The sequence below is a fragment of the Glutamicibacter soli genome (assembly GCF_052322135.1).
Taxonomy (GTDB): domain Bacteria; phylum Actinomycetota; class Actinomycetes; order Actinomycetales; family Micrococcaceae; genus Glutamicibacter; species Glutamicibacter soli.
In genome coordinates this window covers 1,050,424-1,069,056 of sequence record NZ_CM125969.1, presented here as the reverse complement: position 1 = coordinate 1,069,056, position 18,633 = coordinate 1,050,424, and the positions used below count along the sequence as shown (strand labels likewise).

Below are 18,633 nucleotides of genomic sequence, written 5' to 3'. Positions count from 1 at the left end.
CAATGAATAATCGTGAAAGTAGTGCTTGATAATCTTTTAGTCACTCAAACTTATAATATGATTACAAGTCAAAGGCTATACGCAATCAAAGAAAAAAGTTCATCATTCCGGGATCCTCAAGGACCGCACCGATACCGGCAAGTAACTCGCTGGCTTCCTTGCCATCCACGACCCGGTGGTCGAACGACAAGGCCAGCGTTGAAGTATGCCGTAGTGCTACTTCCCCTCGGTACTCCCAAGGCCTAGGCTTGACTTGGCCTAAGGCGAGAATCCCTGTCTGCCCCGGAGGCAGAATAGGTGTACCGGCATCGACGCCGAACACCCCAACGTTAGTGATTGAAAAAGTACCGCCGGTCAGCTGGGACGCCGTCAGGCTGCCGGCCCGCGCATGGTCGATGAGCTCAGTCAATTCAGCGGCCAACAATGTTAGTGGCTTATTCTGCGCCTGTTTGAGCACGGGGACAAGCAGTCCGCGGTCGCTGGCGACCGCCATACCGAGATTCACGTCCGCGAATTGGATAATTTCATCGTTCTCGCCGTCCCAGCGCGCATTGACGCTCGGGAAGTTCAGCAGCAGGCGTGAAACCACCAGTGCCGTCAGCGACGTGATGTTCAGTTTCAGGTCCCTGAATTCGCGGCGGGCGCGGAGCTTGTCGATCAGTTCCAACGACTTCGTGACATCAACCGTCAAGAACTCGGTGGCATGCGGCGCCGTGAATGCCGACTGCACCATGGCATTCGCGGTGGCCCGTCGCATGGCGCTGATCTTCACCCGCCTCTGCCCATCCACGGCAGCCGACTCGCCCGCAACAGGCCGCGATTCTACAGCGGGTGCCGCGGGAGAACTGACCAGAGCTTCAATATCCCGGCGCAGCACCAGGCCATCGGGCCCGCTGCCTCTCACCTCGGCGATGTCAATGCCGTGGTCTCGGGCAAGCTTGCGGACCGGGGGCGTGCTGCGTGCCACGGTGGCCCGCGCCGCTTCGGGCACCGCGGCAGCACTTGCGGCAGCAGACCCCTCGGCGGCAACGGTCTTGCCGCGGCCGCGGCGAGCCGGACGCTTGCCGCTGGCCGCCGGAGCGCCGTAGCCCACCAGCGTCGGAGTCCGCTCGGCGGCGCCCTCCTTCTCCCCCGGGGCTTCAGCTCCTGGCTGTGCACCGCCCTTGCCGTCCAAGTCCACAGGCTTGTCGTCGAAGGTCACCAAGGGGCCTCCCACGGGAACCACCTGGCCCTCGTCGGCATGCAGCTTCTGCACGATGCCAGCGAAGGGCGAGGGAAGCTCAACCACTGCCTTGGCGGTTTCCACTTCGGCAATGATCTGGTTCAGGCTGACGTGCTCGCCGACCTTGATTTTCCAGTTCAGCACCTCGGACTCGGTCAGTCCTTCGCCGAGATCCGGCAGCTTGAAGGTTTGGGCGGTCATCACTTGGCAGCTCCTTCGGTTGCCTCGTGGTGGCGCATCACGGTGTCGACCGCATGCATCACCCTGTCGAGATCAGGCAGGTGGTGGCTTTCAAGCCGGGATGGCGGGTAGGGGACGTCGAAGCCCGTGACCCGCAGCGGGGCGTGCTCCAGGTAGTCGAAGCAGCTCTCGGTGATCTGGGCGCAGATCTCGGCCCCCATCCCGCTGGTGCGGCTGGCCTCGTGCACCACCACGAGCTTGCCGGTGCGCTTCACCGATTCGGCAACGGTGTCGATATCCAGCGGGTCCAGGCTGCGCAGGTCGATGACTTCCAGGCCGACGCCTTCGTCTTCCGCCGCCTGCGCCGCGTCCATGAGCGTGTAGGTGGTCGGGCCGTATCCAACGACAGTGACGTCGTCGCCTTCGCGCAGCACCTTGGCCTTCGGCGAGGAGTCGCTCTCCGGCGTAGCCAGCTCGACCTCAGCCTTTTCGTGGTAGCGGCGCTTGGGCTCGAAATAGATCACCGGATCATCGCTCGCGATGGCCTGACGCAGCATTGTGTAGGCGTCCTGCACGCTGGACGGCGCGAAAACACGCAGCCCGGCGGTGTGGGCGAAGTAGGCTTCCGGGGATTCGCTGTGGTGCTCGGGCGAGCCGATGCCGCCGCCGTAGGGAATCCGCACGGTCACGGGCATCTTCACCCGGCCGCGCGAGCGGTAGTGCAGCTTGGCCAGCTGGGAGACCAGCTGGTCGAAGGCCGGATAGGTGAACCCGTCGAATTGGATCTCCACCACCGGCCGGTAGCCGCGGTAGGCCAAGCCGATGGCGGTGCCCACGATCCCGGACTCTGCCAGCGGGGTGTCGACGACCCGGTGCTCGCCGAAGTCCTTCTTCAATCCGTCGGTGACGCGGAAGACCCCGCCGAGGGTTCCGATGTCCTCGCCGAGCAGGACCACTTTCTCGTCCTCGGTCAGCGCATCGCGCAGCGACTGGTTCAGCGCCTTGAGCATGGTGGTGGCCATCAGTGCCCCTCCCCCTCAAACTCCGACAGGTAGCTGAGGTAGCCCTCGCGTGCCCGGGTGCTGGGCTCGTGCGCCTCGGAATAGACATTGTCGAACAGCTCGCCCACCGCGGGGTCAGGCATCGCGGTGATGGCGGCGCGCAGCTGCGCGGCCAGGTCGTCGGCGGCGTTCTGCGCGCGCTGCTCATAGGACTGGACGTCGGCGCCGATCACGTGCAGGTACTTGACCAGCCGGTCGATCGGGTCCTTGGCCTTCCACTTCTGAAGCTCTTCATCCTTGCGGTAGCGCGTCGGATCATCGGCGGTGGTGTGCGAACCCATGCGGTAGGTGACGGCTTCGATGAATGTCGGGCCCAGCCCGTTGCGGCAGTGCGCCAAGGCGGCTTGGGTCGCGGCGTAGACGGCCAGGATGTCGTTGCCGTCAACACGCCAAGTCTTCAATCCGAAGCCGTGGGCCCGGTCGGCGATCTGGGTGCGGCTCTGCAGCGCCACCGGCTCGGAAATGGCCCACTGGTTGTTCTGGCAGAAGAACAGCACCGGCGCCTGGTAGCTGGCGGCGAAGACCATGGCCTCGCTGACGTCGCCTTGGCTGGTGGCGCCATCACCGAAGTAGGTGATGGCCACGTCGTCGGTTCCGTCGAACTTGATGCCCATGCCGTAGCCGGCGGCGTGCAGGGTCTGCGCACCGATCACGATCTGCTGGCAGGCGATGTTGACCTCGTTGGGGTTCCACCCGCTGGACTGTGCCCCGCGCCAGACGCTGAGGAGGTCCTCGGCCTTAACACCCCGGGCCCAGGCCACGCCGTGCTCGCGGTAGGAAGGGAAGATGAAATCGGAATCGCGGGCGGCGCGCACCGAACCGATCTGCGCAGCCTCCTGGCCGAGCAGCGGGGCCCACAGGCCCAGTTCGCCCTGGCGCTGCAAGGCGGTCGCCTCGTGATCCAGCCGCCGCAGGACAACCATGTCGCGCAGAAAATCCGCCAAGTCCGACTCGGTCAGCTTGGCAACGTAATGGTCTAGTTCTCGGTCCGGGACCCGTTCCCCGGCGACGTTCAGCAGCTGGTGCGTAGGTATGCACTCCGCGGCTACATCGATGTGCTTGGTGGACACGATCAGCATCCTTACTCTCGCGTAGTCGGTGCCCGAGGCAGTTTCACACTTCAGGCTTAATGTGATGCTACTCACGCAACGCAGATTGCACAATGGCCAGATTCGAATTCGGGCAAAACGCACTGTCCGCCCTCCGGTATCGGTGCTAACGTGCTCATTATGCAGCTACTTGACCAGACGGACCGCCGCATCCTGCTTGCCCTGTCCACCGCCGCCAAGCGGACCGCCTCAGCCGTGGCAACCACCTTGGGCCTGGGCCGCAATACCGTGCAGACCCGCATCACCCGATTGGAGAACGAGGTCCTCGATTCGCTCGACCGGCGCATCCCCGCGAAGTCGCTGGGTTACGGGCTGCTCTCATTCGTCGAGCTTCATGTGGACCAACGCCATTTGGAGGACATCGCGGCCAAGCTGGAACAGATCCCTGAGGTGCTCGAGGCGCACGGACTGACCGGCTCGGCGGACATCCTGGTCCGGGTCGCCGCCAAGGACGCCGAAGAACTTTTCCGGGTCCACGGCCAGCTGCTGCATATCGAAGGGGTCAACCGGGCCGATTCGGCGCTGTCGATGGCGGAGCTGGTCCCCTACCGCACCACGCGGTTGCTGGAGCATTCGCTGGCAGACGGGCCTGCGCGCAAGCAACCTGCATGAGCAACGGCACAAAGCCTCCCTGCGGCGCGGGCGCGATCGCGCGGGCGCAGCAGGGAGGCTTCACAAAGGTCCGGAGGGCTACCTGCCGACCGACACGACGCCGGAGCGATCGAGTTTGTTCCAGTTCGCAGGCTTGTTGGTGATCTCCTTGAACAGTGCGCTGAGCATCGTCAGCCCGATCAAGACGGAGTAGATCGGCCAAAGCGGAATCGTCCACAGGTGGCGCAGATCCGCCGCCGCGCGATTCAGCGCGATGGCGTAGATGGCCAGTGCAATCGAGACAAGAATGCCGAGCCACGCGAGGAAAGCCCACACGCCATCGCCAATCGGGTTGCTTCCCAGCAGGAACATCACCGGGATCGACAAGAGAACCAGGAGCTGGATCACCGGCATGGCGACCATGTTGAAGGTGTTGAAGACGAGGAAGAAGCCGAAGGCTCCGAAACGCGGATTTCCGTGCATGGACTTGTGGATCTTGATGGTTTGCAGCAGTCCGCGCGCCCACCGTACGCGCTGCTTCCACAACCCGCGCAGGGTTGACGGAGATTCCGCGTAGACCAGGGCCCGCGGCGCGAAGTTCACCTGGTATCCGGCCTTGTGGATGCGCCACGTCAGTTCGAGGTCCTCGCCGATAATCCGCTCATCCAAATTGCCGGCCACGTTCAAGGCGGAGCGCAGGAACGCACCGGAATTGCCGGACACGATGGGCAGGCAGCCGATGAGCGCCAAGGCGCGGCGCACGACGCCGGTACCCAGGTGCGAGATGACGGTGAGCAGGCGGGTCTGCACGGTATTCAGGTTGACCGGGCGGTCGTCCCCGCACACCGCGCCGATGCTGGGGTGGTTGAATCCCTTGAGCATCTCGTTGATGGTCTCCTCGCCGAACACGCCGTCGGCATCGACGAAGAGCACTACCTCGCCGTCGCTGGCCGCGAACCCGCGATTGAGCGCCGCGCCCTTTCCCGCATTTGGCTGGGAAATGCTGGAGACCCGGTGGTCCTTCGCCGCCCATTCATCCATGATCCTGGCGGTGCCGTCAGTCGACCCGTCGTCAACGAGGATCACCTCGAAATCCTCGTAGTTGCTGCGCAGGATCGACTCCACGCAGTTGGAGATGACCACTTCCTCGTTGTATCCGGGCACCACGATGCTCACGCGCGGACGGGATTCGAAGACCAGCTGCTTGTTGTTCTTGGCGCGGCGGCGCTCGCGGGCGACAAACGCCAGCGACATGGGAATGAAGCAGAGCTTGACCAAACCCATTCCGAGGATCAGCCCGCCGCCGACCATGAACAGCCCCACGACCACCATGCCGATGGGCGTCGTGATCCCGTCAAAGAAACCATTCAGGAATTCGGTCATGGCCTGCCCCCGGCGGCTGCTAGTGCGCGGGACGATGCGCGCAGCACGGTGGACAGCAGCTCGGGAGCCTGCCGGGAGTTCGCCCCGAAGCGGGCGTTGATTTCCAGCACCACCGGCTGGCCGTTGGCGAGGCGGCGGATGTCGAGGTCGGCCTGGTATTCCAGGCCCACCGCGCGCACCGCGTCCAGTGCGATCTGCTGCACGTCCACGGCTTCATCAGCTGCCACGCGCTCGGTCGACACCGCGTTGCCCACAACTCCCTGCTTGAGCTCGGTCTTGCGGACGACCACTGCCAGGTCGTTCTCGCCGTTGCCGTTGAAGACCATCGGCGCGAATTCTTCCCCGCTGGCGAATTCCTGCAGGACCCATGAATCATCCAGCGCGGAGAAATCCAGATCGCTGTGGTTCCCCACCACGCCGACCCCGCGGCCGCCCCGGGCGATTCGCGGCTTGACGATCAGTGGACGGCCGAGCGCCTCGAAGGCCGCATCCAGGTTCTCGAAGCTGCTTGGAAGCGCCGAGCGCGGGACCGGCACCCCGGCCGCTGCCAGGACCTGCATGGTCAGCCACTTGTCGTGGGCGGTGGATACGGCTTCCGGCGATCCGATCATGACGGTGCATCCAGCCAGCTCGGCGCCGGCAGCCGCCACGGCGGGAAGCTCGTCGCTGACCGTGGGAATCAGCACGTCGATATGGTGCTCGCGGATGATCTCGGCCAAGCGGCCGATCATCGACGGGTCGCTGGCCGCCGGGACCTTCTCGATGACCGCGTAGTACTCATTGGCAGTGCTGTCCATGTCGGCGCCGATGACGGTGAAATCGCTTGAGGCAAGCTGCGCCCCGAGGGCTCGGCCGGCTGGTCCGTTCGCTCCGGTAATCAGGATTCGCATTTAGAACACTCCAATCGCGGAACCGAGCAGGCGCACTGGCTCGAATCCCTCGGCATACTTCGTTTTGGCCTGGTTGCCGCGGAAAGCGGCAATACCCTTGAGATTCTCTTCGGTCATGTAGGGCTTGCCCTTCTGGTCGGCGTGCTGAGCCACCGCATGGACCTTGACGCCGATGTAGTCGGCTACGTCGATGAACACGGCAGGATTGAACTTCCTGGTGACCGACGGGCTCTCAAAGCACAGGATCGACGAATGCCGGCGGGCCGCACGGAGGGTGGCGAAATGCACAGCATGGTGGTCCTGGTGCTGGTCGTGCTCGGAATGCGTGAAAATCAGGTCGGGATTCAGGACCGTCACCCGTTCTTCAATGGCCTGGACCATCTCGTTCGTTGAATCGGACAGCTTGGTATCCGGAAGGCTGTGAGTGACCATGCTCTTGGCTCCCATGAAACGGGCTCCGCGCATCGCCTCGTTTTCGCGAACGGCTTCGTCACCTCCGACCGCGCCGTTGCTCATCACCAGCACGTGAACTTCGTGTCCCGTATCGGCCAGCTTGGCCAGGGTGGCACCGCAGGCAATTTCAAGGTCGTCGGGATGGGCGCCGATCGCCAAGACAACCCGCTGCTGCGATTGCGGAACGACGGGCACGATCTGGTTGGTGATCGCGAAGATCGCCATGCCGAAGGCGAAGACGAGGGTGACCTGGATTGCCATTTCGCGCAATGGCTCCGACTGCCATGGGCCGCTGGCCACGAGCAGGTTGACCATGGCCAGGACTATGGATCCCACGACCAGTACCGCGATGAGTTGCGAACCGCGGCGGAAACGCCGCTTGAGATGCTTGCGCTGGCTTGGAAGCGCGAAGACGAGTGCTGCCGAAAGGCTCAAGGCAGCAGAAATTACAGATGACCATGGCATAAGCCGATTTCCCCCAAAAAGTCGGCGCACCAATTAACCAGAAAAGCAGTTAGCTGCTTGTCCGGAAATCACAAACAATGACTTAAGACTTCACGATCCCCATCGCAAAGACTCTTGCTCATGAAAAGGTACGCGTATTGATAATTCCCCTAGATCAATACTTGGTGCAGTTCTCGACATTTACGTCGCAACTTGCAAATTCAAGGTACCTGATTCGTGTATCCAGGCAAAACTTCTTCCACGACTTCGCGCATCGCCACTCGAAATCCACGAACTTTCAAGGCTCCACCCCACTCGCTCGAACTGCGGCTTCACGTGCAGTTGGGCGAACGTAGATGCTGCCTTCCGCGCCGTAATTCCGGCCTTCAATCCCTGGCCGCGGCCATGAAATCACCGCTGGCGCACAAGTTCCGAGCTAGCAGGAAAGTCATTAATCCGCGTCTCCAAGTCCCCAAAAATTTCGTTCGGAACGTTGAAAATCCTCGCGTAACAATGTGTCTTTTTCGCAATCAGCGACCCCTCCACGCGCTTGCGTCCATGGATTTCCCCGTCCGGAAAGTCGCGTCACCGGGTCTGCCGAGCACCTGACTGCCGGGTCGCCCGACTGTCCCGGGCCAGCGCTTGGCAAGGCCGGCAGGAACACCCAATCCGCCGTATCCGAGGTGGCTGCTCCGCCCTCAGGCAGGTCGATGCATGACACCGCGCAGCGGCGCGCCACAGCATGGCGGCTCAGAAATGCGGACGGGACCAGCCTGAGTGGCTGATCCCGTCCGCATCGGTTTTCCGCTAGGTGATTGAGCAGAAGGCTAGTGGTCGACTGCCTTCTCTGCACCGACACCGGTCAGCGAGCGAACTTCCATTTCCGCCGCCTTCTTGGGATCCTCGCTTCCCGGATCGGTGATCGAGCCCAGCCAGCCGAGCAGGAATGCCAGCGGGATGGAGACGAGGCCCGGGTTGGCCAGCGGGAAGATCGAGATATCGATGCTCGGGATCATCGAGGTTGCCGCACCGGAGAAGACCGGCGAGAAGATGATCAGCAGGATGGCCGAGCCCAGGCCACCGTACATCGACCAGACTGCACCGCGGGTCTTGAAGCCCTTCCAGAACAGCGAGTAGAGGATGGTCGGAAGGTTGGCCGAGGCGGCTACCGCGAAGGCCAGCGCCACCAGGAAGGCGACGTTCTGGCCCTGGGCACCGATGCCGCCGGCGATCGCGAAGACGCCGATGACCAGTACGGTGCGACGGGCAACCTTCATTTCCTTCTCCGGGGTGCTCTTGCCCTTGGAGATGACCGATGCGTAGACATCGTGGGCGAAGGAAGCAGCTGCGGTGATGGTCAGGCCGGCTACCACCGCCAGGATGGTTGCGAAGGCCACCGCGGAGATCAGGCCCAGCAGCAGCGTGCCGCCCAGTTCGTAGGCCAGCAGCGGGGCTGCGGAGTTCACGCCGCCCGGGGCGGCCTTGATCTTGTCCGGGCCGATCAGGGCGCCGGCGCCGAAGCCGAGGACCAGGGTGAACAGGTAGAAGGCACCGATCAGCCAGATGGCCCAGACGACCGACTTGCGGGCTTCCTTGGCGGTTGGCACGGTGTAAAAGCGCATCAGCACGTGCGGCAAACCTGCGGTGCCGAGCACCAAGGCCAGGGCCAGGGAGATGAAGTCGAGCTTTGAGGTTTCGGACTTGCCATACTGCATGCCCGGGTTCAGGATCTCAGGGTTGCCAGCCACTTCGGCGGCCTTGCCTAGCAGCTCGGAGAAGTTGAATCCGAACATGGCCAGGGTCCACACGGTCATGATCAGGGCGCCGGCGATGAGCAGGCAGGCCTTGATGATCTGCACCCAGGTGGTGCCCTTCATGCCGCCGACCAGGACGTATAGGATCATCAGCGCGCCGACGATGACGATCACCAGCGACTGGCCTGCCTTGGAGTCGATGCCCAGCAGCAGGGACACCAGTGCGCCGGCGCCGGCCATTTGCGCCAGCAGGTAGAACACGCACACCGCGAGGGTGGAGATCGCCGCGGCGATGCGCACGGGACGCTGCTTCAGGCGGAAGGAAAGCACATCGGCCATGGTGAACTTGCCGGTGTTGCGCAGCAGCTCGGCCACGAGCAGCAGGGCAACCAGCCAGGCCACGAGGAAGCCGATGGAGTATAGGAAGCCGTCGTAGCCGTTGATGGCGATGGCGCCGACGATGCCCAGGAAGGATGCCGCCGACAGGTAGTCGCCGGCGATGGCGGTGCCATTCTGGGTTCCGGTGAAGGAGCGTCCGCCGGCGTAGTAGTCAGCGGCGGTCTTGTTGTTCTTGCTGGCTCGGAGCACGATCACCAGGGTGACGCCGACGAAGGCGACGAAGATGGCGATGTTCACCAGCGGGTTGCCGACAGTGGTCTTCTCAGCCGCCGCCGCAAGGATGGTTAGGTTGTTCACTGATCTGCTCCCTGGTTCTCCAGACGCTCACGGATCTTGGTGGCCTTCGGATCGAGCTTCTTGTTGGAGAAGCTCACGTAGGCTGCGGTGATGGCGAAGGTGGACACGAACTGCAGCAGGCCCAGGACGATGCCCATGTTGATGTTGCCCAGGACCTTGATGGACATGAAGTCGTGGAAGTAATCGGCCAAAAGAACGTAGGCGAAATACCAGACCAGGAAGAAGATAGCCATGGGGAATACGAAGCTGCGGTGGGTGCGGCGCAGTTCCTGGAATTCCTCCGACTTGCTCTCCGCCACGAAATCAATGTCGTCTTCGACATTGTGGTGGGGATTGGCACTCATGATGCCCTCCTTGTGCGGGTGATTGGATGATTGAAACCTGATGTGATGCAAGGCACATCTTGACTGTGACTAAGTTCACTATCTGCGAAAGTTCCGTCCCCGACTAGGGGTTTGGGTCCAGCCATGGCTCAGCGGAGCAAAACCTGCGCCCAACGGCACATCTATCGACGACAAGCGGTCGGGCAACGGGTTGTGACCTTAGGATTGATGTATGTCCCCAGCCCTGCAGATCACCCTCATCGTCACCATCGTGACGGTCGGCATTGCCGTCATCGGGTATTTCGGATTCAAGATCTCCCGCTCAACCAAGGAGATGGGCACCGACGCGGAGGAAGCGACCTTCACCACCCTGCACCACATGTCCGTCGCCGTTCCCCACCTGGAACGGGGGCTGACGGTGGAAGGAGCCGCGAAGAGCGCCAAGGCGCTGCGCAGGCTGCTGAACTGCCCGGTCCTGCTGATCTCCGACACCCGCCACATCCTTGCCACGGATGCCGGCATCGAATTCACCGCGGATCTCGAAGAGCAAGCTTCGGAAGCATTCAGCACCGCGCTGGCCACCGGCAAAACGCAGGTGAAGCGGCTCTCCGGCCAGGATTTCGTGGCCGCCCCGATCATGGTGGGAAACCAGCCGGTGGGTACGGTGACCGCCCTGACCCCGCGTGCCGGGGCTGGATTCGTCCGCGCCGTCTCGGAGGTGGCGGTTTTCGTCTCCGCGCAGGTCTCCACCGCGCAATTGGATGAGAACAAGGCGATGCTGCTCGAAGCGCAGATGCGGGCCCTGCGCGCGCAGATTTCGCCCCACTTCATCTACAACTCGCTGAACGCCATCGCCTCGTTCATCAACACGGATCCAGCCCGCGCCCGCGAGCTGGTGATCGAATTCGCTGACTTCACCCGCTACTCCTTCCGCCGCCGGGGGGAATTCACCACCCTCGCCGAGGAGCTGGAGGCCATCGACCGCTACCTGCTACTGGAAAAGGCCCGCTTCGGCGACCGCATCAAGGTGTCTTTGCAGATCGCCCCGGAAGTGCTCTCGACCAGGATCCCGTTCCTCTCGTTGCAACCGCTGGTGGAAAACGCGGTGCGCCACGGCCTGGAAGCCAGGCCCGACGGCGGGGTTATTTCCATCACCGCTACCGAGGACGGGATGCACGCGGTCATCAGCGTGGAAGACGACGGCGTGGGCATGGATCCGGAGCAGCTGTCCAGCGTGCTGGCAGGCACCACGGTCAACATGCATGTGGGTCTGCGCAACGTTGACGTGCGGCTTCGCCAGCTCTACGGCAATTCGAACGGGCTGATCATCGACACCGCGCCAGGCGCAGGTACGCAGATCACCTTGCGCATCCCGAAGTTCCTGGCTCCTGGCACGGCATCGATCGACGAATGAATTCCATGGGTCCCGAAGGCAAACACAACAGAAACGATAGAATCAACTCATGATTAATGTGGTTGTCGCCGACGACGAACTTCCGGCAGTGGAAGAGATCGCGTTCCTCCTGAGCCAGGACTCCCGAATCGGGAAAATCCACCGCGCAACCTCTGGCGCCGCGGCGTTGAAAGCGCTGGAGGAAAACGAAGTGGACGCGCTCTTCCTCGACATCCACATGCCCGCGCTCTCCGGCCTTGATATCGCACGGGTCATCTCCCGCTTCGCCAATCCGCCGCTGGTGGTCTTCGTGACCGCCGACGAGGACCAGGCCTTGGAAGCCTTCGAGCTCGCCGCGGTCGACTATGTGCTCAAGCCCATCCGCCCGCAGCGCTTGGCCGAGTCCGTGCGCCGCCTGTGCGAGCTCGTGGAGGAAGCCCCCGCCAAACCCGAAATGATCACCGTGGACCAGGGCGGCATCACCAAGCTCATCCCCCGCGGCGACATCGCCTACGTCCAGGCCCAGGGGGACTACGCGCGCCTGCATACCAAGGACTCCAGCTATCTGATCCGCGTCCCGCTGAATGATCTGGAGCAGCAATGGGCGGAGTCTGGTTACGTGCGCATCCACCGCTCCTACCTGGTGAGCATGGACAAGATCGAAAACGTCCGGCTGCAGACCGGCAAGGCGGCCGTGCTGGTCAACGGGACCGAGCTGCCGATCTCCCGGCGCGCCCTGCCCTACCTGCGCGAGCGCCTGGCCGCCAACCGCGTCCGCCCGCTCTAGGCCCGGCGTGATTCCGTGAAGCGCGACTCCCCGGAGGCTCCCCTGCCTGGACGCTTTGCCCAGCAGCGTCCGCAGCGGGTACGCGTCCAGGCTCCCCAGAATGCCTCGCTGACCGTTTCCGCGGTCAAGCCGGAACATACGGCCCAGGAATTCTACGTCCAGCAGTTGATCCGCTCCCAGTTGCGGCTGGCCTGCGCCGTGGCAGCAGGGCTGCTGACCATGCTCGTGGGTATCAGTGCGCTGCTGGCCCTCTGGCCGACAGTCTATGAATTCACTTTGTGGCATATACCCCTGCCATGGTGGATTCTCGGGGTGGGGATCTATCCGCTGATCATCGTGGCCGGCATGCTGTTCAACGGCGCGGCGGCCCGCAATGAAAAACGCTACCGGAGCATCAGCCGTGATTAATCTGCTTTCAGCCCTGGCCTTGGTGGTGGTCTGCGTGACCACCATGCTGATCGCCTTCCACGGGCTGCGCCTGTCGCGCACCACCAGCGATTTCTACGTGGCCAGCCGCACCGTGCGCCCGTGGTGGAACGCCTCCGCCATCGGCGGCGAATACCTGTCGGCCGCCTCTTTCCTGGGTGTGGCGGGGCTGATTGTGCTCTCCGGCCAGTCCGGGCTCTGGTTCCCCATCGGGTACACGGCTGGCTACCTGATGTTGCTGCTGTTCGTCGCCGCGCCGCTGCGCCGCTCGCAGGCCTATACCATCCCCGACTTCGCCCAGATCCGCTTCGAGGAATCCAAGTCGCTGCGCAAGATCACCACCTACCTGGTGGTGGTGATCTGCTGGCTGTACATCGTCCCGCAGATGCATGGGGCGGCCCTGACCCTGTCGACCGCCACCGGGCTGCCCGGATGGCTCGGCCCGGTGATCGTGGCTGCGGTCGTGTGCATCACGGTGGTCTCCGGCGGCATGCGCTCGGTGACCTTCGTCCAGGCTTTCCAGTACTGGTTCAAGCTGGCAGCGCTCGTGGTCCCCACGATCTTCCTGCTCATCCAGGTGATCCCAGAGCAGTCCAGCACCGCGCGCCTCGACAGCATCGCGACCCAGCTGGAATCGGTGGCCGGGCTGAACCTGTACGAGACCATCTCCATCATCCTCGCGTTGCTCTTCGGCACCCTGGGCCTTCCCCACGTGCTGGTGCGCTTCTACACCAACCCCACCGGGCAGGCCGCACGTTCCACCACCGTGATCGTGCTGGGCTTGCTCTCGGTGTTCTACCTGCTGCCCACCACGCTCGGCGTGCTGGGTCTGCTATACGCCCCGCAGCTGGGCGGCAACGCGGAGACCGACGCCACGGTGCTCCTGCTGCCCTCGGCGGTGCTGGACGGGTTCCTGGGCGACGCGCTGACCGCGATCGTGGTCGGCGGCGCCTTCGCCGCGTTCCTGTCCACCACCTCCGGGCTAGTGGTCTCGCTGGCCGGGGCGCTGTCCCAGGAATTCTTCGCCGGGACCGTGCGGGGCTTCCGCATCTCCACCGTGCTGGCCACCGCCCTGCCGGTGTTCATCGCGGTGGTGACCAGCTCGCTGGCGCTGGCCGGAGCGATCGGCAACGTCTTCGCTTTCACCGCCTCGACCATCTGCCCGCTGCTGCTGCTGGGCATCTGGTGGCGCTCGCTGACCGCCCGCGGAGCCATTGCCGGCATGCTGACCGGCGCGGCCGCCTGCGGCCTGGCACTGATGATTTCCAGCCTGCTGCCCGAGGTCGACACCCTCTGGTTCCACATGCTGCGCCAGCCGGCTGCCTGGAGCGTCCCGCTGGCCTTTCTGGTCATGATCGTGGTTTCCCGCTCCACCCGACGCAGTATTCCGGTGAATGCCGACCGGGTCATGACTCTGTTACATGTCCCGGATCGCAGCGCAAAGTTCTAGTCAGCACACAATTTTGATCCATCTCGGCCGTCGCTGAACACCCGTGACCGGCTAATGAATTTATTGATGCATGCATTAAGCGCTACGCTGGATGGCATGAACGGATTGCTTCCGTGGGAAAACGAAGCCCGCAACAAGTCCCTGGCCAGCCAGCTGGCGGCCCAGACGGCGCACCGCATTGTCGAGCGCTCCTTGGTTGCCGGTCATCTGCTGACCGAAGCCGAGCTGTCCGCCACCTCCGGCGTCAGCCGCACCCCGGCGCGCGAGGCCATGCTGCAGCTTGAACGCTGGGGCCTGGTCCGGCTGATGCCCAAGAAGGGCGCGGTCATCAAGACCATCACCCTGGAGGAACGGCGCGATCTGCTGGCCACCCGTGGTCTGTTTGAGCGTGGGGCCCTGCAGGCCCTGGCGTCGACTCCCGGTTCGTTAGCTGATCTGGCCGCGGCCCTGGAGCAACCATTGTCCGCCCAACGCTCGGCGGTGGCCAACCTGGACCTGCTGGGTTTTGCGGGCGCGGACTTCGCCTTTCACGCAGCTCTGGTGCAGGTTGCCGGCAACACGGTGCTCACCGACCTGCTCGAATCGCTCGCGCCCCGGCTGGCCCGGCTGACCTACGAGGTTTGCCTGGAACACCCGGAGCAGCTGCACACCTTCCTCGACGAGCACGAACTGCTCGCCACCCTGGCTCGCAGCGGCGATGCCACCGGCTTTTCCCAAGCCATCACCCGTCATATCACCGACGCCCATTTCCCAAAGAAATCAAGTTAATGACCACGTATTCAAACCGCAAAGCCAGCTATCTCACGGTGGCCTTTGCGGTATTCATGCTCGCCTGGGGTGGAAACCATTTCACTCCCCTCCTCCACCTGTACGAAGAGATCGAAAACTACCAGCCGTGGCAGGCCAATCTGCTCTTGGGCACCTATGTGGGTGGCCTGATCCCCGGGTTGTTGCTCCTTGCCCCGCTCTCCGATCAACACGGACGCAAACCCGTGCTGCTGGTCGGAATGGGAGCCAGCATTATCGCCAGCATCATGCTGGCCGCCGGATCCCAGATGTTCACCGTCCTATGTCTGGGACGGGTGTTGGCCGGATTCGGTGTCGGCGCAGCCATGTCGGTGGGTTCCAGCTGGATCAAGGAACTGTCCAGCGCACCCTTCGATCGGCACGCGGATACCTCCACCGGTGCCAAGCGTTCGTCACTGACGCTGACCCTGGGCTTTGGCCTGGGCGCCGTTGCCACCGGCCTACTGGCCCAGTGGGCCCCGTTTCCTGAGGTCAGCCCCTATCTGCTGCACCTGGTGCTCAGCCTGATGGCCCTGCTCGTCCTACTGCGCAGCCCCGAGTCGCTTCCGGTGTCGGCCCGCAGCACCAAGACCTGGTATCAGGACCTGGCCGTCCCCTCGGCTTCGCACCACACCTTCCGCAGGGTGATTGTCCCCAGCGCGCCCTGGATCTTCGGTGCTGCCGGGGTAGCCTACGCGATACTTCCCGCGAGCGTGGATGACCGGTTGGGGCAGTGGAGCACGCTGTATGCGACGATTTTGACCGTCCTGACCCTGGGAACCGGTGCCCTGGTCCAGAATCTGGTGCCCTGGCTGAACCGGCACACCGGCGGGCGGGCGCTGCGTCTGGGCATGGCACTGATGACCGTGGGCATGGTCCTTTCCGCGATCGCGGCGTGGGCCGACAGCCCGGCCCTGGCCTTGGCGGTGGCCATCATGCTGGGTGCCGCCTACGGCATCTGTGTGGTCGCGGGACTCATTCAGGTGCAGGCCATCGCCACCGCCCAGGATCTGGCGGGCCTGACCGGCGTGTATTACGCCCTGGCCTACAGCGGGTTCCTGCTGCCCACCATCCTGGCCACGCTCCTACCGCTACTCTCCTATCCGTCCAGCCTCGCCCTTGTGGCACTGGCCTGTGCCCTCTGTGCGGTGGTCAGCGGGCGGGCCGCCGGTCAGTCGCGGACCCCGGGCGTATAGCCGTACAGGTCGCGCACCAGGTCGATCAGCTCCTGCAGGCCGGCCGGTGCGCGTCCCCTGCGCCACGCGAGGGACACTTCGATGGGCGGGCCGTCGGAAATCGGCAGGTAGCGAATCCCGTGCCGCTGATGATGGTGAGCGGTGGATTCGGCGGTGGTGCCGACCGCACGTCCGGTGGAGATCAGATCCAGCCAGGAGTCCACATCCATGGTCTCCACCCAGTGCTCGGGGGCGTGCCGGGCGTCGAACAGCGACCGGTCGGTTGTACCACCGCGGGTGTCCACGGCCACCGTGCGGGCACCGATCTCTGCCATGCGTAGCGAGCGGCGGCGCGCCCAGGTTGCATCATCGCTGGCAAAGGCGGCCAGACGTTGCTCGATCCCCACCACCGTCGAGGCAAAGCCGTCCTCCGGACGCAGCCGGCGCAACACCGCCACCTCACACAGGCCTTCGGCCAGTCCCGCGGTCGGCGTATTATTCCGGATCAGTTCCAGCTGTACCCCGGCATGGTCTTCGGCCCAGCGCCGTTGCAGGGCGATGGTGCGCCGTCCCAGCGCGGCCCACGCGTAGCCCAGGCGCAGGGTGCGGGCCTCGCCGTGCAGCAGGTTGGAAAAGTCACGGGCTTCGGCCAGCAGGCTCTGGGCCGCGCCGAGCAGCTCGGCACCGGCCTGGGTGGGAACGCAGCCGGTGGGCACGCGCCGCAGCAACGGGCGCCCGGCCGTACGTTCAAGGCTTGCAATGGTGCGGGACACCGCCGCCTGTGAAACGTAGAGCCGCGCGGCGGCCGCGGTGAAGGAGCCGGTTTGCACACAGGTCACAAAATAATGCACCTCGCGTAGCGAAAAGTCCATAACCTAAGCGTATGGCACCGTCATTTTTTGCACTAGGTTCCCGAACATTCCGGACCCTAACCTGTGGATATGGCTAACCCGCAGACTTCCGCAGAACCTCGCGCCGCCCACTGGCAGCGTTCCGGTGCCGCACTGGTCGCGGCCAGCGCACTGTCCAATCAGACCGGTGCGGCCTTTGGTGCGCGCGCCTTTGACGCGCTGGGTCCGTTGGGCGTGGTGATCATTCGACAGCTGGTCAGTGCCGTTGTGCTGATGGTTCTGGCCCGGCCGAGGTTGCGCGTGTTGCGGGGTTCGGGCTGGGTGCTGGCCGCGGCACTGGCCGTGGTTTTCGGGGTCATGAATCTGTCCCTGTACCTGGCCATCGACCGGTTGGGGCTGGGGCTGGCGGTCACCCTGGAATATCTGGGTCCGCTCGCGGTGGCGCTCTGCGCGGCCGGCTCGCACCGGGCCCGGCAGTGGGCCCTGGTCGTGGCCGGCGGGGTGGTGTTGCTGTGTGCCCCGGGGCCGAGCAGTGACGTGCCTGGGCTGGCGTTGGGCCTGCTCGCGGCCGCCGCGTGGGCGGCCTTTATCGTGTTGAACCGTTCGCTTGGCTCACGGCTGGATCGGCTCACCGGTGCGGCCGCGGCCAGCCTGCTCAGCGCCCTGGCCTGGCTGCCGATCGCGATCTGGTGGTTCTCCAGCCATGCCCCGCAGCCCGCGGCGCTCGGCCTGGCACTGACCTGTGCCTTGTTGTCTTCCGTGGTTCCGCAGGCGGTGGACTTGATCGCCCTGCGCCGGATCAGTTCCGCATTGTTCGGCGTACTGACCGCGCTAAATCCGGTGTGGGCCGCCGGAATTGGGTGGCTCATGCTTGGTCAGGCGCTGGATCTGGCACAGCTGGCCGGGGTAGGCCTGATTGTGGCCGGTGGGATGCTGGTTTCCCGCACGGGCCGAGCTAGTCGATCGAGGCCATAAGCTCGACTACGCGATCCAGGAAGGCGTCGACCTGCGACTCCTCGTAGCCGTCGGTTCCGGTGGACGAGCGGAACTCCACGCGGCGCACGGTGTCCACTGACATCGGCACGTCCTTCTCGAAGTAGTCGATCAGCTGGTCGCACAAGCGGTCCACGTCTTCGACGTTGTAGCTCGAAGCGTTGGTGCGCGAGGGGCGGCGGAAGCGCTCCCCCTTGGCACGGTGCAGTCGCCCGCGCAGGATCGCCGCCAGGCGGCCTACCTGCTGCAGCCAGACTTCCTCGCCCTGGTGGGCGATCAGGTCGTCGCGCTCGCGCTTGGCGAAGACGTCTTCCAGCCGGTCCAGCGCGCCGTCGACCTCGCGGGCCTGGTAGCCGCCCTTCTGCGGGGCGAAGGTCGTGCGGCGGATCAGGTGGCTGGTGACCACGCTGTCGTCGTTGCCCCCGCCGTTGAAGGTGGCACGGGCGCGGCTGAGGAACGCATCAACCTGCTTGACGTTGTAGCCGAATTCCGAATCCGGGACCCGGGAAAACGGAGCATCTTGCTGCTGCGACACGACTGATCCTTCTTCTCTCGATAAAGTCAGGGGCTGATCGAGGTGATCCGCGATCCCTAGTTATTCTATGGCGTGAGCCAAGGCATGGGTTAAAAGCCACACCGGCGGGCGTCATCCATGGGAAAGGATCA

At 64.1% G+C, this 18,633-nt stretch carries 18 protein-coding genes; 8 read left to right on the top strand and 10 right to left on the bottom strand.

Features of this window, described 5'->3' with window-relative positions; all coding sequences use genetic code 11:
• Positions 1 to 85: 85 nt before the first annotated feature.
• The 3 genes from ACTX90_RS05120 to pdhA are packed head-to-tail and all read right to left on the bottom strand — an operon-like array spanning position 86 to position 3,542.
• Positions 86 to 1,423, bottom strand: a complete 1,338-nt coding sequence (locus ACTX90_RS05120) for a dihydrolipoamide acetyltransferase family protein (protein WP_443443370.1) — start codon at positions 1,421 to 1,423, stop codon at positions 86 to 88.
• The gene (locus ACTX90_RS05115) at positions 1,423 to 2,424 is read right to left on the bottom strand and encodes an alpha-ketoacid dehydrogenase subunit beta (protein ID WP_047121045.1); all 1,002 of its coding nucleotides are present in this window, start codon (positions 2,422 to 2,424) and stop codon (positions 1,423 to 1,425) included. The genes ACTX90_RS05120 and ACTX90_RS05115 overlap by 1 nt, the downstream gene beginning before the upstream one ends.
• Positions 2,424 to 3,542 (bottom strand): pyruvate dehydrogenase (acetyl-transferring) E1 component subunit alpha, encoded by a 1,119-nt coding sequence (gene pdhA / locus ACTX90_RS05110; RefSeq protein WP_047121044.1) that lies wholly within the window; start codon positions 3,540 to 3,542, stop codon positions 2,424 to 2,426. The genes ACTX90_RS05115 and pdhA overlap by 1 nt, the downstream gene beginning before the upstream one ends.
• 150 nt (positions 3,543 to 3,692) lie before the next feature.
• Here pdhA and ACTX90_RS05105 point away from each other — a divergent pair, with 150 nt between their 5' ends.
• Entirely contained in the window at positions 3,693 to 4,184 is a 492-nt protein-coding gene (locus ACTX90_RS05105) for an Lrp/AsnC family transcriptional regulator (RefSeq protein ID WP_047121200.1), read from the top strand.
• Positions 4,185 to 4,262: 78 nt separating this feature from the next.
• Here ACTX90_RS05105 and ACTX90_RS05100 read toward each other — a convergent pair whose 3' ends face one another.
• The 5 genes from ACTX90_RS05100 to ACTX90_RS05080 form a co-directional block, all read right to left on the bottom strand.
• Positions 4,263 to 5,546: a glycosyltransferase family 2 protein gene (locus ACTX90_RS05100; RefSeq protein WP_113606683.1), complete on the bottom strand. Its 1,284-nt coding sequence runs from the start codon at positions 5,544 to 5,546 to the stop codon at positions 4,263 to 4,265.
• A complete protein-coding gene (locus tag ACTX90_RS05095; protein WP_047121043.1) occupies positions 5,543 to 6,436 on the bottom strand; it encodes an ATP-grasp domain-containing protein in 894 nt (297 codons plus the stop codon). The genes ACTX90_RS05100 and ACTX90_RS05095 overlap by 4 nt, the downstream gene beginning before the upstream one ends.
• Entirely contained in the window at positions 6,437 to 7,324 is an 888-nt protein-coding gene (locus ACTX90_RS05090) for a PIG-L deacetylase family protein (protein ID WP_443443369.1), read from the bottom strand.
• An 836-nt stretch (positions 7,325 to 8,160) separates the two neighbouring features.
• A complete protein-coding gene (locus tag ACTX90_RS05085) occupies positions 8,161 to 9,768 on the bottom strand; it encodes a monocarboxylic acid transporter (protein ID WP_047121197.1) in 1,608 nt (535 codons plus the stop codon).
• Between the two features lie 11 nt (positions 9,769 to 9,779).
• Positions 9,780 to 10,127: a DUF485 domain-containing protein gene (locus ACTX90_RS05080; RefSeq protein ID WP_047121042.1), complete on the bottom strand. Its 348-nt coding sequence runs from the start codon at positions 10,125 to 10,127 to the stop codon at positions 9,780 to 9,782.
• 211 nt (positions 10,128 to 10,338) lie between these two features.
• On the opposite strand from ACTX90_RS05080, the gene ACTX90_RS05075 reads away from it, so the two are divergent.
• The 6 genes from ACTX90_RS05075 (at position 10,339) to ACTX90_RS05050 (ending at position 16,144) form a co-directional block, all read left to right on the top strand.
• Complete coding sequence (locus ACTX90_RS05075; RefSeq protein ID WP_047121041.1) at positions 10,339 to 11,520, top strand: sensor histidine kinase; 1,182 nt, start codon at positions 10,339 to 10,341, stop codon at positions 11,518 to 11,520.
• A gap of 49 nt (positions 11,521 to 11,569) precedes the next feature.
• Positions 11,570 to 12,286 carry a LytR/AlgR family response regulator transcription factor gene (locus ACTX90_RS05070; protein ID WP_047121040.1) on the top strand — a complete coding sequence of 239 codons (717 nt, stop codon included), beginning with the start codon at positions 11,570 to 11,572 and terminating at the stop codon, positions 12,284 to 12,286.
• 15 nt (positions 12,287 to 12,301) lie between these two features.
• Positions 12,302 to 12,694 carry a hypothetical protein gene (locus ACTX90_RS05065; protein WP_052772604.1) on the top strand — a complete coding sequence of 131 codons (393 nt, stop codon included), beginning with the start codon at positions 12,302 to 12,304 and terminating at the stop codon, positions 12,692 to 12,694.
• 43 nt (positions 12,695 to 12,737) lie between these two features.
• Positions 12,738 to 14,162, top strand: a complete 1,425-nt coding sequence (locus tag ACTX90_RS05060; protein ID WP_443443986.1) for a sodium/solute symporter — start codon at positions 12,738 to 12,740, stop codon at positions 14,160 to 14,162.
• 96 nt (positions 14,163 to 14,258) lie between these two features.
• A complete protein-coding gene (locus ACTX90_RS05055; protein WP_443443366.1) occupies positions 14,259 to 14,930 on the top strand; it encodes a GntR family transcriptional regulator in 672 nt (223 codons plus the stop codon).
• Positions 14,930 to 16,144, top strand: a complete 1,215-nt coding sequence (locus ACTX90_RS05050) for an MFS transporter (RefSeq protein ID WP_443443364.1) — start codon at positions 14,930 to 14,932, stop codon at positions 16,142 to 16,144. The genes ACTX90_RS05055 and ACTX90_RS05050 overlap by 1 nt, the downstream gene beginning before the upstream one ends.
• Here ACTX90_RS05050 and ACTX90_RS05045 read toward each other — a convergent pair.
• Positions 16,120 to 16,995, bottom strand: a complete 876-nt coding sequence (locus tag ACTX90_RS05045) for a LysR family transcriptional regulator (protein WP_443443362.1) — start codon at positions 16,993 to 16,995, stop codon at positions 16,120 to 16,122. The two genes, ACTX90_RS05050 and ACTX90_RS05045, sit on opposite strands and share 25 nt — an antisense overlap.
• A 69-nt stretch (positions 16,996 to 17,064) precedes the next feature.
• Here ACTX90_RS05045 and ACTX90_RS05040 point away from each other — a divergent pair, with 69 nt between their 5' ends.
• On the top strand, positions 17,065 to 17,949 hold the full coding sequence (locus ACTX90_RS05040; RefSeq protein ID WP_443443360.1) for an EamA family transporter: 885 nt from the start codon (positions 17,065 to 17,067) through the stop codon (positions 17,947 to 17,949).
• Here the strand turns inward: ACTX90_RS05040 and ACTX90_RS05035 are convergent.
• Positions 17,930 to 18,502 carry a DivIVA domain-containing protein gene (locus ACTX90_RS05035; protein WP_047121039.1) on the bottom strand — a complete coding sequence of 191 codons (573 nt, stop codon included), beginning with the start codon at positions 18,500 to 18,502 and terminating at the stop codon, positions 17,930 to 17,932. The two genes, ACTX90_RS05040 and ACTX90_RS05035, sit on opposite strands and share 20 nt — an antisense overlap.
• Positions 18,503 to 18,633: the final 131 nt, after the last annotated feature.